Annotated in this window: 11 protein-coding genes; 5 read left to right on the top strand and 6 right to left on the bottom strand. The window is 59.0% G+C overall.

Annotated elements, in window-relative coordinates:
* Positions 1–6: 6 nt before the first annotated feature.
* The 3 genes from AT6N2_RS04840 to purM form a co-directional block, all read right to left on the bottom strand.
* Complete coding sequence (locus tag AT6N2_RS04840; RefSeq protein WP_144574920.1) at positions 7–942, bottom strand: omptin family outer membrane protease; 936 nt, start codon at positions 940–942, stop codon at positions 7–9.
* A gap of 121 nt (positions 943–1,063) precedes the next feature.
* Positions 1,064–1,738 carry a phosphoribosylglycinamide formyltransferase gene (gene purN, locus AT6N2_RS04835; RefSeq protein ID WP_209088911.1) on the bottom strand — a complete coding sequence of 225 codons (675 nt, stop codon included), beginning with the start codon at positions 1,736–1,738 and terminating at the stop codon, positions 1,064–1,066.
* A complete protein-coding gene (gene purM, locus AT6N2_RS04830) occupies positions 1,735–2,808 on the bottom strand; it encodes a phosphoribosylformylglycinamidine cyclo-ligase (protein WP_063951372.1) in 1,074 nt (357 codons plus the stop codon). The genes purN and purM overlap by 4 nt, the downstream gene beginning before the upstream one ends.
* Positions 2,809–3,092: 284 nt before the next feature.
* Between purM and AT6N2_RS04825 the strand changes: the two genes are divergently transcribed.
* The 5 genes from AT6N2_RS04825 (at position 3,093) to AT6N2_RS04805 (ending at position 9,389) form a co-directional block, all read left to right on the top strand.
* Positions 3,093–4,250 (top strand): AI-2E family transporter, encoded by a 1,158-nt coding sequence (locus tag AT6N2_RS04825; protein WP_063951371.1) that lies wholly within the window; start codon positions 3,093–3,095, stop codon positions 4,248–4,250.
* Positions 4,251–4,252: 2 nt separating this feature from the next.
* Complete coding sequence (gene hdaA / locus AT6N2_RS04820; RefSeq protein ID WP_209088908.1) at positions 4,253–4,978, top strand: DnaA regulatory inactivator HdaA; 726 nt, start codon at positions 4,253–4,255, stop codon at positions 4,976–4,978.
* 101 nt (positions 4,979–5,079) lie between these two features.
* On the top strand, positions 5,080–7,275 hold the full coding sequence (locus AT6N2_RS04815; RefSeq protein ID WP_063951369.1) for an RNA degradosome polyphosphate kinase: 2,196 nt from the start codon (positions 5,080–5,082) through the stop codon (positions 7,273–7,275).
* Entirely contained in the window at positions 7,272–8,795 is a 1,524-nt protein-coding gene (ppx, locus tag AT6N2_RS04810) for an exopolyphosphatase (RefSeq protein WP_209088905.1), read from the top strand. Before AT6N2_RS04815 ends, ppx begins: the two co-directional genes overlap by 4 nt.
* Positions 8,796–8,864: 69 nt before the next feature.
* Positions 8,865–9,389, top strand: coding sequence for a hypothetical protein (locus AT6N2_RS04805; RefSeq protein WP_209088902.1), 525 nt, complete (start codon positions 8,865–8,867; stop codon positions 9,387–9,389).
* A gap of 43 nt (positions 9,390–9,432) precedes the next feature.
* On the opposite strand, the gene AT6N2_RS04800 is transcribed toward AT6N2_RS04805, so the two are convergent.
* From AT6N2_RS04800 to rnd, 3 genes are all read right to left on the bottom strand, one after another.
* Complete coding sequence (locus tag AT6N2_RS04800) at positions 9,433–10,791, bottom strand: esterase-like activity of phytase family protein (RefSeq protein WP_209088899.1); 1,359 nt, start codon at positions 10,789–10,791, stop codon at positions 9,433–9,435.
* A 95-nt stretch (positions 10,792–10,886) separates the two neighbouring features.
* On the bottom strand, positions 10,887–11,915 hold the full coding sequence (locus AT6N2_RS04795) for an adenylate/guanylate cyclase domain-containing protein (RefSeq protein ID WP_209088896.1): 1,029 nt from the start codon (positions 11,913–11,915) through the stop codon (positions 10,887–10,889).
* 292 nt (positions 11,916–12,207) lie between these two features.
* Positions 12,208–13,368, bottom strand: a complete 1,161-nt coding sequence (gene rnd / locus AT6N2_RS04790; RefSeq protein ID WP_209088893.1) for a ribonuclease D — start codon at positions 13,366–13,368, stop codon at positions 12,208–12,210.
* Between the last annotated feature and the right edge of the window lies 1 nt (position 13,369).

Genomic DNA, 13,369 nt, shown 5'->3' with positions numbered 1-13,369 from the left:
CTCTTGTCAGAACCGTCCCTTCACGCCAGCGCTGACAAAAAGCGACTGCATGTCGCCGCCGCCCGCATTGTCGTAAACCGTACTGCTGCCGCCTCCGAAGGATGTCGCGGTTTTGTCACCCCGACCGAAGCTCGTATATTCGTAAGCGCCGTCCAGATAGATGGAGGCATTTTCTGTCAGGTCATAGGCGATACCTGCCTTTGCTCCGAACATGCCGCCAATATCGAATTTATCGGCGAAGCGGATGGACCGCATCCAATGGTCGTCGGTTGCCTTGGCATACACCATCGCGCCGCCTTCCACTCCGGCGTTTAGCGACCAGTTGCCAAATTTGCGTCCGCCGGTCAGGTTGCCGTAAAATACCGGGATTTGCTGCCGGTAGGTAATCGCCTTTTCACCGTTGCCAAAATCCCCGACGTAATTTCGAAAGCCGCGCCAGCTATAAATGTAACTACCGCCGTAGGACGACCATTGTACGTCAGTGTAACGAAAACCTATGCCCGCGCTGAGATGTTGCAGCGGGTCTTCCAGGAGAGTGCGGTTGAGTTCGATACTGCCGGTCAGGTAATGATCAAGCCGCGTGTCACCATGCTGCGAACGGTCGCTCCACCCTTCCTTGGATGTGTCTCTGTAATAGGGATAAAGCCAGTCATAGTCGGTCATGTAGCCGTCACCGGAAAAGCCGATGCGCCCTTCGGTCTTGACCCGCCAATCGGGCGCAAGCTCCAGACCGAGCGATCCGCGCAGGGCCATGGCATTCGTTGTTTTCCAATCGAGTTGACTGTTTTTATGACTGCCGTTGTAAAAGGTTTCCGTTGCCTTGATGTTGAGAACGCCTGCATCCAGTGACGCAGTAACATTGCCCGGTTCCGCCAGTGCTGGAGCAACTATGCTGACGGCCAAAGCGACCGAGAGCGGCAGTGAAAATCTTGAAAATGGCATAATCGCTCCTGAATGACCGGAGGGCCTGAAATGGAGGCCGTTGACGCCATTAAAGATGATTATGGTAAATGATCAGTTTATACTGAAAAAATTCGAAGTTTTATATTTAGAAAAACCGAAATTACGAAAAGGATATCAGGCGGTTATTTGCGGCTTTGATGCCGTTACCCGAATAAATAGTCTTGGCGCCATCCATCCGCACCTTGCCCTCGGCAAGCAACTTCAAAGTCAGCGGATAAAGCTGGTGCTCCACGGTCAGGATGCGGGCGGCGAGCGTTTCGGCCGTGTCATCGGAAAGCACCGGCACCGCGCCTTGCGCGATGGTTGGGCCTTCATCCATGCCTTCGGTGACGAAATGCACCGTGCAGCCGGAAATCTTCATGCCGCTGTCGATGGCGCGCTGATGGGTGTGGAGGCCGGGAAAAAGCGGCAGCAGGGAAGGGTGGATATTGATGATGCGGCCCTCATAGGGGGCAATGAAATCCCCTGAGATCAGCCGCATGTAACCCGCGAGACAGATGATATCAGGCGCAATCTCACCAAGAGCGGCCAGAATCGCGCCTTCATGTTCGGCCTTGCTGCCATAGGTTTTGCGTTCGAAGACCAGCGTCGGGATACCCAGATCCCGCGCCTTCTCAAGGCCGCCCGCAGACGCCTTGTCCGAGATCACGCAGGCGATTTCAGCCGGAAAATCCTTCGCCTGACAGGCCTTGGCCAGCGACACCATGTTGGAGCCGCTGCCGGAAATGAAAACGACGACACGTTTACGGCCGGACGACAAGGCGGCGCTCATCATAGGCCAAGAGTGCCCTTGTAGATCGTGCCATGCGCGCCTTCTTCGCGGGCGACCATGCGGCCGAGCGGGAAGACGGTCTCGCCTTCGGCGGTGAGCGCGTTTGTAACCTTTTCCGCATTTTCAGCAGAAACCACGACGATCATGCCGACGCCGCAGTTGAAGGTGCGCAGCATTTCATTGGCTTCGACACCGCCGGTTTTCGCAAGCCAGGAGAAGACGGCCGGAACCTTGATTGCGCCAAGATCGATCTCGGCAGCGAGATGCTTCGGCAGAACGCGCGGAATATTCTCCGGGAAACCGCCGCCGGTAATATGCGCCAGCGCCTTCAGCGCGCCGGTCTCGCGGATCGCCTTCAAAAGCGGCTTTACATAGATGCGGGTCGGTGTGAGCAGGGCTTCGCCCAGCTTCTTGCCATCGGCGAAGGGGGCGGGGGCGTCCCAGTCGAGCCCGGAGATCGATACGATCTTGCGCACCAGCGAGAAGCCGTTGGAGTGGACGCCGGAAGAGGAGAGGCCGAGAATGACATCGCCCTCGGAAATATCGCCGGCTGGCAGCAGCTGACCACGTTCGGCCGCACCCACGGCAAACCCGGCAAGATCGTAATCGCCATCCGAATACATGCCCGGCATCTCAGCGGTTTCACCGCCGATCAGCGCACAACCGGATTCGCGGCAGCCCGCGGCAATCCCGGAAACGATGGCGGCGCCCTGATCGGGGTCGAGCTTGCCGGTCGCGAAATAATCGAGGAAGAACAGCGGCTCGGCACCCTGCACCACGAGATCGTTGACGCACATGGCGACGAGATCGATGCCGACGGTATCGTGATAGTTGGCGTCGATGGCGATCTTCAGCTTGGTGCCCACGCCGTCATTCGCGGCCACCAGAACCGGGTCGGTGAAGCCTGCGGCTTTCAGGTCGAACAGGCCGCCGAAGCCGCCGATTTCGCCGTCTGCACCGGGACGTCGCGTGGAGCGCACCGCCGGTTTGATCTTTTCGACCATCAGGTTGCCGGCGTCGATATCCACACCCGCATCACTATAGGTAAGACCGTTCTTGCCCGACTGGCTCATGGCTCTCGTCTCCGCTGGTTCCTTTGGCGTCGCCATTCGCACGGGACGGGGCCTGATGCAAGGGTTTGAGTGCCAAAAGCTCCTGATTTTAACGGCTTTAGCGTTCGAATACCCCGGCGTTCAACAGCATTTGTCGCGGTGAGGCAAAGACGGGACCAGACATGCGGCATCGACAGCCCCTGCGGCGCGGTCCACACCTTTGCCGCCGCAGTCTTGACCATATGCCCACGCCCATCCTATCTCCATGATGCTGGATGACGATGCGGCGACAGAAGGATGAATGAATGCAACCCCATGTGAGCGGTACCAATCTTCGCCGACAGGTGTTTTTCTGGATCGGCGTGCTTGTCGTCTTTATCCTTTTTCTCATGGTCTTCAGCTCCATCCTTCTGCCTTTTGTGGCGGGCATGGCGCTTGCTTATTTTCTTGATCCGGTTGCCGACTGGCTGGAGCGGCGCGGCCTCAGCAGATTGATGGCGACCGTTGTTATCCTCGTCTCCTTCGTGCTTTTGTTTGCCCTGTCGCTCATCATCATCATTCCGCTGATTGCCGCCCAGGCGTCGGAATTCATCACGCGCATTCCGCAATATATTTCTTCGCTCCAGCAACTGATCGCCGGTGCCGACACCAATCTTCTGCCGGATTGGGTGAGCAGCCAGATCGACGCGGTAAAGGAGAATTTCTCAAAGCTGCTGACCGAAGGCGCGGGCTTCATCGGCACGCTTCTGACCCAGATCTGGAATTCCGGCAAATCGCTTGTCGATGTGGTGTCCCTGCTGGTCGTGACACCCGTTGTCGCCTTTTATCTGCTGCTCGACTGGGACCGCATGATCGACAAGGTCGACAGCTGGATCCCGCGTGATTATGTGCACACCGTACGCCAGATCGCCCGCGACATGGACAAGACCATTGCCGGCTTCGTGCGGGGGCAGGGGTCGCTCTGCCTGATCCTTGGCGTCTATTACGCGGTTGGCCTGTCGCTGGTGGGCCTGAATTTTGGCCTGCTGATCGGCCTTTTCTCCGGCCTCATCAGCTTCATTCCCTATATCGGCTCCATGGTCGGCCTCATTCTGGCCGTTGGCGTCGCGCTGGTGCAGTTCTGGCCGGATTATATCTACGTCATCCTGACACTCGCCGTGTTCTTTTCCGGCCAGTTCATCGAGGGCAACATCCTTCAGCCGAAGCTGGTCGGCAGCAGCGTGGGCCTGCATCCGGTCTGGCTCATGTTTGCCCTCTTCGCCTTTGGTGCGCTCTTCGGTTTTGTCGGGCTTCTGGTCGCCGTGCCGGCCGCGGCAGCAGTTGGTGTGCTTGTTCGCTTCGCTCTGTCGCGGTATCTTGAGAGCGACCTTTACCACGGGCACGCCGCCAATCTTCCATGGGACGCAAATCCGGCGCTGGAAGAGGCGGAGAAACCCTCCGGCAAAGCTGACTCTCAGAGCTGACGATGACTGACCCGATCAAAACCGACAACGCCCGGTCGAAGGCCGAGCAGCTGCCGCTCGCATTCTCGCACCAATCCGCTTCCGGCCGGGATGATCTCCTGGTCTCGGCTTCGCTGGAGGCTGCCGTCAGCCTTGTCGATGAATGGCCCAACTGGCCGTCACCGGTGGTGGTGCTGGCCGGGCCCCCGGGCTCGGGAAAATCGCATCTCGCCAATATCTGGAAAAACATCAGCGAGGCCCGCGACATCCATCCGACAGCCGGAGGCGATGCGGCGCGTACGGCCGAAACCGGGCCGGTTCTATTCGAGGATGCCGACCGGCGCGGTTTTGACGACACCGAACTGTTTCATGTCATCAACAGCGTGCGCCAGAACGGAACGACGCTTCTGATGACCAGCCGGCAATGGCCCTCCGCGTGGCCGGTGACGCTGCCGGACCTTCGCTCGCGCCTGAAGGCCGTCACGATTGTGGAGACCGGAGAGCCGGACGAGGGGCTTCTGGCGCAGGTGCTGGTAAAACTCTTCGCCGACCGGCAGCTTTACATGGATGACAAACTCATAGGCTACATCGTCAACAGAATGGAGCGTTCGCTCGACACGGCGCAGACGATCGTTGACAGAATAGACCGGCTCGCCCTGGCGCGCGCAACGAGAATTACCCGGCCGCTGGTGGCGGAAGTTCTCAACGCGATGGACAATGCGGCCCCCGGCGAGTTCGACGTCGATTGACTGTCACAGTTCCGTCGTCAAACTGTTATACGGGCAAGAAGGACGATCGCGCGATGCAGCAGGATCACGGGACGGAAATTGGTCAGGGGACGGAACACGGAATGGACGCTATCGCGCAGGAAGACTTCAACAGGGTTCAGCCGACTGAAGGCGAAAGCCTCTGGGACAGCCCGGCGCGTTTCATCAACCGCGAGTTTTCCTGGCTCCAGTTCAACCGCCGCGTCCTCGAAGAAACGCTGAACACCGATCATCCTCTTCTGGAGCGGCTGCGTTTCCTGTCCATCTCTGCGGCCAATCTCGATGAGTTCTTCATGGTCCGCGTCGCCGGTCTTGAAGGCCAGGTGCGCCAGAAAATCACCGTCAAGACGCCGGACGGCAAGACCCCTGCCGAGCAGCTGGAAGACATCCTGAAGGAAATCGACAATCTGCAGATGGAGCAGCAGGCATCGCTTGCCGTTCTGCAGCAATATCTCGCCAAGGAAGAAATCTTCATCGTGCGGCCTGCCGCTTTGTCGGATGCCGACCGCACGTGGCTGGAAACGGAGTTCGAAGACCGGATCTTTCCGGTCCTGACGCCGCTGTCCATCGACCCCGCGCATCCGTTCCCCTTTATCCCCAATCTCGGCTTCTCTATGGGGCTGCAGCTCGATAGCGTAAACGGCCGCGAGCCTATGACGGCGCTTCTGCGCCTGCCGCCTGCGCTGGATCGCTTCGTGCGGCTGCCGGACGACAAGAACGCCATCCGCTACATCACGCTTGAAGATGTGGTCGGCCTGTTCATCCATCGGCTTTATCCGGGTTATACCGTTCGTGGCTTCGGCACCTTCCGCATCATCAGAGACAGCGATATCGAAGTGGAGGAAGAGGCCGAAGATCTGGTCCGCTTTTTCGAAAGCGCGCTGAAGCGGCGTCGCCGCGGCTCGGTGATTCGCATCGAAACCGATAGCGAGATGCCGCAGTCGCTGCGCCAGTTCGTGGTGCATGAGCTTGGCGTGCCGGACAATCGCGTCGCGGTTCTGCCTGGGCTTCTGGCGCTCAACACCATCTCGGAAATCGTGCGCGCTCCCCGCGACGACCTGAAATTTGAGCCCTACAATGCCCGTTTTCCTGAGCGCGTGCGCGAACATGCGGGCGATTGCCTTGCCGCCATCCGCGAAAAGGACATGGTGGTTCACCATCCGTATGAAAGCTTCGACGTGGTGGTGCAGTTCCTCCTGCAGGCGGCGCGCGACCCCGAAGTGCTCGCCATCAAGCAGACGCTTTACCGCACCTCCAATGACAGCCCGATCGTTCGTGCGCTGATTGATGCGGCGGAAGCTGGCAAGTCGGTGACGGCGCTGGTCGAACTCAAGGCGCGTTTCGACGAGGAAGCAAATATCCGTTGGGCGCGCGATCTGGAGCGTGCCGGTGTGCAGGTCGTGTTCGGCTTCATCGAACTCAAGACACACGCCAAGATGTCGATGGTGGTGCGTCGCGAAGACGGCAAGCTCAGAACCTATTGCCACCTCGGCACGGGCAACTACCACCCGATCACGGCCAAGATTTACACCGACCTTTCCTTCTTCACCTGCAATCCGAAGATCGCCCACGACATGGCGAATATCTTCAATTTCATCACCGGCTATGGTGAGCCGGAAGAGGGAATGAAGCTGGCGGTTTCGCCCTACACCCTGCGCCCCCGCATCCTCAAGCATATCCATGAAGAGATCGCGCATGCCAAGAATGGCGCGCCGGCGGCGATCTGGATGAAGATGAATTCGCTGGTCGACCCCGAAATCATCGACGCGCTTTACCTTGCAAGCGCTGCCGGCGTTGAGATCGATCTCGTTGTGCGCGGCATCTGCTGCCTGCGCCCGCAGGTGCCGGGACTGTCGGATAATATCCGCGTCAAATCCATTGTCGGCCGCTTCCTGGAGCACAGCCGCATCTTCTGCTTCGGCAACGGTTTCGGCCTGCCGTCTGACAAGGCGCTGGTCTATATCGGCTCGGCCGACATGATGCCGCGCAACCTGGATCGGCGCGTGGAAACGCTGGTTCCGCTGACCAATCCCACGGTGCATGAGCAGGTTCTTTCACAGATTATGCTGGGCAATCTCATTGACAACCAGCAAAGCTACGAGATACTTGCGGACGGAACGTCGAGGCGCATCGAGGTGCGTAAAGGCGAAGAACCGTTCAACGCGCAGCACTATTTCATGACCAATCCCAGCCTTTCCGGACGTGGTGAAGCCCTGAAATCCAGTGCGCCCAAATTGATTGCCGGGTTGATTTCGTCCCGCAAGAAACAGGCTGAATGACTCGATCAGAAGCACAGGGGCGGCTGACCGGCCTTGCCCCCGTTTCCGTCATAGATATTGGTTCGAACTCCGTTCGTCTCGTCGTATATGAAGGTCTGTCCCGCGCGCCAGCGGTGCTGTTCAACGAAAAGGTCCTATGCGGCCTCGGCAAGGGGCTGGCGCTGACGGGGCGCATGCATGAGGAAGGCGTCGAGCGCGCGCTGAAGGCGTTGAAACGCTTCCATGCGCTTTCCGAGCAGGCTCAGGCGCAGCAGCTTTATGTGCTGGCGACTGCCGCCGCGCGTGAGGCGGAGAATGGTCCTGATTTCATCCGTGAGGCTGAAGCCATCCTCGGTTGCGAGATCGAGGTCCTGTCGGGTGAGAAGGAAGCGCTTTATTCGGCCTACGGCGTAATCAGCGGTTTTCATGATCCCGATGGCATCGCCGGCGACCTCGGCGGTGGCTCGCTGGAACTCATCGACATCAAGGGCAAGAGCTGCGGCGAGGGCATCACCCTGCCGCTCGGTGGCCTGCGGCTGTCGGAACAGTCTGACGGGTCGCTCGAAAAAGCGGCTGCGATTGCCCGCAAGCATGTGAAGAATTTCACCAAGCTTCTGGCAGCAGGCGAGGGGCGCACCTTTTACGCCGTCGGCGGCACCTGGCGGAACATGGCCAAGCTGCACATGGAAATTTCCGGTTACCCGCTGCATATGATGCAGGGTTACGAGTTGCCGCTGGAAGAGATGCTGAATTTCCTCGAGGAGGTCATCGTCTCCCGCGACAGCAAGGATCCCGCATGGCAGGCGGTGTCCAAGAACCGTCGCTCGCTTCTGCCATTCGGCGCCATCGCCATGCGCGAAGTCCTAAGGGCGATGAAACCGGCGAAAATCGCTTTTTCTGCACAGGGCGTGCGCGAGGGCTATCTTTATTCGCTGCTCTCCGAAACCGATCAAAATGCGGACCCGCTTCTGGTCGCTGCCGATGAGCTTGCCATTCTGCGCGCCCGTTCGCCCGAACATGCGCGCGAACTGGCGGACTGGAGCGGACGAACCTTCCCGGTCTTCGGGGTCGAGGAGACAGAAGAAGAAAGCCGCTACCGTCAGGCAGCCTGCCTGCTCGCCGATATCAGCTGGCGCGCGCATCCGGACTATCGCGGATTGCAGGCGCTCAATATCATCGCCCATTCATCATTCGTGGCGATCACCCATCCTGGCCGCGCCTACATAGCGCTCGCCAATTATTACCGCTTTGAAGGCCTCAACGACAATGGCGTGACGGAACCGCTGGCCGTGATGGCCGGCGAACGTCTTCAGGAACTTGGCAAGTTGCTGGGCGGCCTGCTGCGAGTGGTTTATCTTTTCTCCGCATCGATGCCGGGTGTCGTCGATCACCTGAAATTCCGCAAGTCCGACAATCCCGATCTCGATCTGGAATTTGTGGTTCCGCATGATTATTGCGATTTCGCCGGCGAGCGGCTGGACGGGCGTTTACAGCAACTGGCGAAGCTGACGGGGAAGCGGATGGCCTTCGTATTCGAGTAAGAGATGGTCGACACAATACAGCCGTAAATTTATCCGTACTCATCTCAATTTTTGAGGTGATGTATATTTATGAAAATTATCAGGTGGACCGTGCCGATCGTCATCGGCGTGATTGCTCTCTCGGCGTTTTCGGGAACGCGCATGAATAGCATGTCCGAGCGTTACCAGCGCGGTGATTTTCCGCTGGCCGACATTTCCACATTTGAAACGAATGACATGAAGATAACACTCGAACGCTATAACAGTCACCCACTATTGGCAGAATACAAGCGGTTCGTGACGGTGGAGCGCCACGGTGGCGAGTCGCTTAGAACCGAAATCGGCTCCGACCCAGGCGGCGGCGAACGGGTGGACGTGTGCGAAACGTCGGATGGCAACATCCTGTTTGAAGATCGATTCATGTCGCATATTTTGTCAGGTGCAGGTGAGGTATGCGAAATCAGCTCTGCATCGGCTTTTCGCATAAACCCGGACGGTTCGCTTGATCAACTGATCAAACCGGACGCCACGCCTCTCTGTGTCCGAACGCTCGGCCGATTCGATTTCGGTAAAGACGGAGCATATGGCTTTCAAAGAAATGAAGGGCGCATCTAGAGTCGCGGCGGCTGAAAAAGATCCGCCGCCACGACTGTCTTTGTTACTTCGCGTCAAGTAAATCCTTGACCTCAAGCAGAACGAATTCATTGTCGTCAGCCTTGTCCAGGGCGCGGCCGGCCGAGAAGGGCAGGTTGTTGTCATTGCCGACGAGGATATGCGTGGCATCGACGCGGTCGACATTCTCGATGGTGACGAAAGGCATGTCGTAATAACCATTGCCGCCGCCCTGACGCTTCTTGTTGTCGGGATCGGAGATTTTCAAGAGATCGATGTAGCCGATCTTGCGCGCGGCCTTGCCGACATTGGCGTCATTAAATTCGATCTTGTAGATGCGCTTCACCTTGGAGGGCACGGCAAAGCAGTTCGCTTCCGGCTTCTTGGGGTCGGCGCAGGCCTTGTCGGCGGTGCCGGCGCCGTTGTCGCGTTCGATCACGAGTGCGGTGCTGTCATCAAGCATGTTGAAGTCGCCGATGGCTTCGCCACCCTGCGCCAGCGGATAAAGCCAGGTGCGGCCGGTCCATTCCTTCCTGGCGGTGTCGAGTTCGATGATGCGCAGGGCGGTTGCGCCGTCCTCGGTCTTCTCCACCTGGCCGTCGGCCATGTAAAGCGGGCCTTCGAGAAGGCCGTAGAGCTTGGAGCCATCCTTGGAGAGCGCCATGCCTTCATAACCGCCAGAGCGTTTCAGGTTGAAGGCCGGCATTTTCTGCGTGGGGTTGCCGGGCAGAGCAAGCGTCGGATGATCCGGAGACTTCACCTCGATGTCGCCTGCCTTGGTGGAGATCACGTCGGTCAGCTTGCCGTCACGGGTGAATTTCAGGATGTAGGGGCCGAATTCCTCGCCAACCCAGAAACCATCGGCAACCGGCTGAATCGATTCGACGTCGAAATCGGCGCCCGTCAGGTAACGCTTGCTCGAGCCTTCGAGGACGATGGGGAAGGGCGCCTTCATATCAGGGTCGGAGAGGAACACGGTTTCAAGCGCGTTGACCTTGCCGGCGTCCCAGTCGAACTTCAGATGGTGAAGCATCAGCATGCCGTCGCTGGAGTTAAGCTTGGAACCGAAACCGTTGTCGGAAAGGCTCCAGAAGCTGCCGTCGGGCATCGCCTTGATGCCGGAGAAACCCTGCATCGGCTGGCCGTTGAACGGCATGGAAAGGCCGGTCAGGCGCACGCCATCCTTGCCCGGCACGGTGCCAAGACCTTCCGCGCGCTTGCGGTCGGCGGTGGTGAACTTGGCAGAGGTCTTGAGATGGTCGGGTGCGTCAGCAGGCGCTGGAATGACGGTGTCTGCCGGCAGGATGGCGTGGGAGACCAGCTTTGCCGGAAATTCCTGTTCGGCGGCATGGGATGCGCAAGCGAATGCCAAGATGGCGCAGGACGCAAAAAGAACGTGCTTCATGATGAGACCCCTCTCAATACCTGTTGAAGACAGGCTTGAGGCGATAGGGGTGTCGCATGACAGGCAGGTGATTGGCGTTTGAAGCTTTGATGAAATTATGCGGTGGGAGCCTGATATTGACTGAGCGTGCAGACGCCGAGCGTCTGGCCGCGGCCCTTCACCGCATGTTCGCCGAGATATTCGCTGCGCACGCCCTTGGGAAGGACCAGCTGGTGGGCGAGATCGGCGGAAATCAGCACCGGATGGCCGAGCATCTTGCTCAGCGATTCGAGCCTTGAGGTCGTGTTCACCGTGTCGCCGAAATAGGTGATCTTGTGGTGGTCGACGCCGATTTCCGCCGTGATGACAGGACCGCCATGGATCGCAAAACGCAGGCGCGGCACTTCCCCGAAGCGGGACAGCCAGATGTCGCGTTTCTCCTCGATGGTTGCCAGAATATCGAACACGCAGCGCACACAGGCCGCGCGCCTTATCGCCATGTGATAGGGCCAGGTGATGATGGCGGCATCGCCAATGTAATCATCGATAACCCCGCCATGCCTCCTCACCGGCGCGGCATAGCTTGCGAAGATTTCGCCCAGGAATTCCTGCGCTTTCAGGTCCCCGTGGGTCTCTGCGAAGGAGGTAGAGCCGACGAGATCGATGAAGATGAAGACGCGGTCTTCGCTGACCGGGCGGCGATAGCGCCCGAGAATGAGATCGATGAAGATATCGCGGCCCAGAAGCTCGCGCACGCGCATGATGAAGACGATGATGCCGCAGACGATGAGCGTGAAGACCAGCGTCTGTACTTCGGCATGCACCGCGCGTTTCCAGGTGCCGGGAAAGATGCCGCTGAGCCAAAGGATGGTGCCGCCAAGTCCAAAGCCGCAAAAGACGAGAATGGCGTAGATGAGAAGCCCGACGGCGATATAGGCGGGCGTGGGTAACGCGCTGACCTGCCGCGACAGGCCGGGCATGATGTAGCCGCGTTCAAAAGCGAGAATCGGGGCGCAGGCGAAGAGTGCATAGGTCGCGCCGATCAAGGCGCCGCCGCCATACTCCAGAAATGCGTAGGCCACGCCGCTGCCCGCCACGGCAACGAACAGCACCACGTAATCCAGAATTGGCAGCAATTTTCTCATGGCGATTCCGATCTCGGAAAGGAAGGCTTGCACCCTCTCGGGCACAGCTTCTGTTCAGGCCATATGCGACATTAGTGTGGAAAATGCGCCGCAAAAAGTGATTAATCGGTAAGGTTGCACGCAGGATTGGTGGCGCTGTTGCGCCCTTGCCGCAACGGCATCGAACCCCGCGCATGAGAGGCCTCATCGACGGCTCAATGTCTGCACCAGGCGCGGTTCGGCAAGACGGCTACCGAAGCAATGCGCCGGAGAAAACAGCGCGATGGAGGGCAGGTGGGTCAGGGACGGGCGATTAGGTCCCGTTCGCCGCCACTTCCACTGCCTCGACCTTCTTGCCAGCAAAACGCAGCGCGACTTCGCCATTGATGAGCTTGAGCGCCACATCGCCGAACAGCTCACGCCGCCAACCGGAAAGCGCCGCAACCGTCGCCTTTTCGCCTTCGGAAGCGATCTTGTCCAGATCGTCGCTATTGGCAATGACCTTTGCAGCGACGCCGTGCTTGTCTGCCGTCAGTTTCAGCAGGACTTTGAGCAACTCCACGGCAGCGCCGGTGCCTTCCGGTGCATGGCTGTGACGCGGCGCCTTGGGCATCTCTTCCTTCGGAAGTGCCAGCGCCGCATTCACTGTCTCGATGATGGCCGTGCCGGAGGCGGAGCGTTCCCAGCCCTTGGGGATGGTGCGAAGCCGCGACAGCGCCTCGGCATCCTTCGGCTGCTGCTGCGCAATTTCGAAGATCGCATCGTCCTTCAGCACGCGCGAACGCGGTACGTTGCGGGAGCGCGCCTCCCGCTCGCGCCAGGCGGCGACAAATTTGAGAATGGCGAGTTCCGTCGGCTTGCGAAGGCGCGATTTCAGCCGCAGCCATGCATCGTCAGGGTGCATGTCATAGGTGTCGCGCGATTCCAGAATGTCCATCTCTTCGGTCAGCCACAGCGAGCGGCCTTCACGCTCCAGCTGCGCCTTCAGCGCCAGATAGACGTCGCGCAGGTGAGTGACGTCTGCGAGCGCATAATCCAGCTGCTTTTCGGTCAGCGGACGGCGGCTCCAGTCGGTAAAGCGCGAGGATTTGTCGATCTGCACATTTTTGATCTTCTGCACCAGCTGGTCGTAGGAGATCGAATCGCCGAAACCGCAGACCATGGCGGCGACCTGCGTATCGAAGATCGGATGCGGAATGAGGCCGCCAAGATGGTAGATGATCTCGATATCCTGCCGTGCGGCATGGAAAACCTTCACGACATTTGGATTGGCCATCAGTTCGAACATCGGGGTCAGATCGATGCCCTTGGCCAGCGGATCGACCAGCACCTCGAGCGTCGGGCTCGCCATCTGCACGAGGCACAGCTCCGGCCAGAAGGTGGTTTCCCGCAAAAATTCGGTGTCGATGGTAATGAATTCCGATTTCGCCAGTTCCGTGCAGGCTTCGGCGAGGGCGGCAGTCGTTTCAATCATT

It is taken from the genome of Agrobacterium tumefaciens (genome assembly GCF_017726655.1).
Taxonomy (GTDB): domain Bacteria; phylum Pseudomonadota; class Alphaproteobacteria; order Rhizobiales; family Rhizobiaceae; genus Agrobacterium; species Agrobacterium tumefaciens_B.
The sequence above is the reverse complement of the archived record's forward strand: the minus strand, read 5'-3'. Positions and strand labels throughout refer to the sequence as shown.

Excerpts from the sequence above, each read along its gene's own strand:
- AT6N2_RS04840 (WP_144574920.1), bottom strand. The coding sequence starts at position 942 with ATGCCATTTTCAAGATTTTCACTGCCGCTCTCGGTCGCTTTGGCCGTC.
- purN (WP_209088911.1), bottom strand. The coding sequence starts at position 1,738 with ATGATGAGCGCCGCCTTGTCGTCCGGCCGTAAACGTGTCGTCGTTTTC.
- purM (WP_063951372.1), bottom strand. The coding sequence starts at position 2,808 with ATGAGCCAGTCGGGCAAGAACGGTCTTACCTATAGTGATGCGGGTGTG.
- AT6N2_RS04825 (WP_063951371.1), top strand. The coding sequence starts at position 3,093 with ATGCAACCCCATGTGAGCGGTACCAATCTTCGCCGACAGGTGTTTTTC.
- hdaA (WP_209088908.1), top strand. The coding sequence starts at position 4,253 with ATGACTGACCCGATCAAAACCGACAACGCCCGGTCGAAGGCCGAGCAG.
- AT6N2_RS04815 (WP_063951369.1), top strand. The coding sequence starts at position 5,080 with ATGGACGCTATCGCGCAGGAAGACTTCAACAGGGTTCAGCCGACTGAA.
- ppx (WP_209088905.1), top strand. The coding sequence starts at position 7,272 with ATGACTCGATCAGAAGCACAGGGGCGGCTGACCGGCCTTGCCCCCGTT.
- AT6N2_RS04805 (WP_209088902.1), top strand. The coding sequence starts at position 8,865 with ATGAAAATTATCAGGTGGACCGTGCCGATCGTCATCGGCGTGATTGCT.
- AT6N2_RS04800 (WP_209088899.1), bottom strand. The coding sequence starts at position 10,791 with ATGAAGCACGTTCTTTTTGCGTCCTGCGCCATCTTGGCATTCGCTTGC.
- AT6N2_RS04795 (WP_209088896.1), bottom strand. The coding sequence starts at position 11,915 with ATGAGAAAATTGCTGCCAATTCTGGATTACGTGGTGCTGTTCGTTGCC.
- rnd (WP_209088893.1), bottom strand. The coding sequence starts at position 13,368 with ATGATTGAAACGACTGCCGCCCTCGCCGAAGCCTGCACGGAACTGGCG.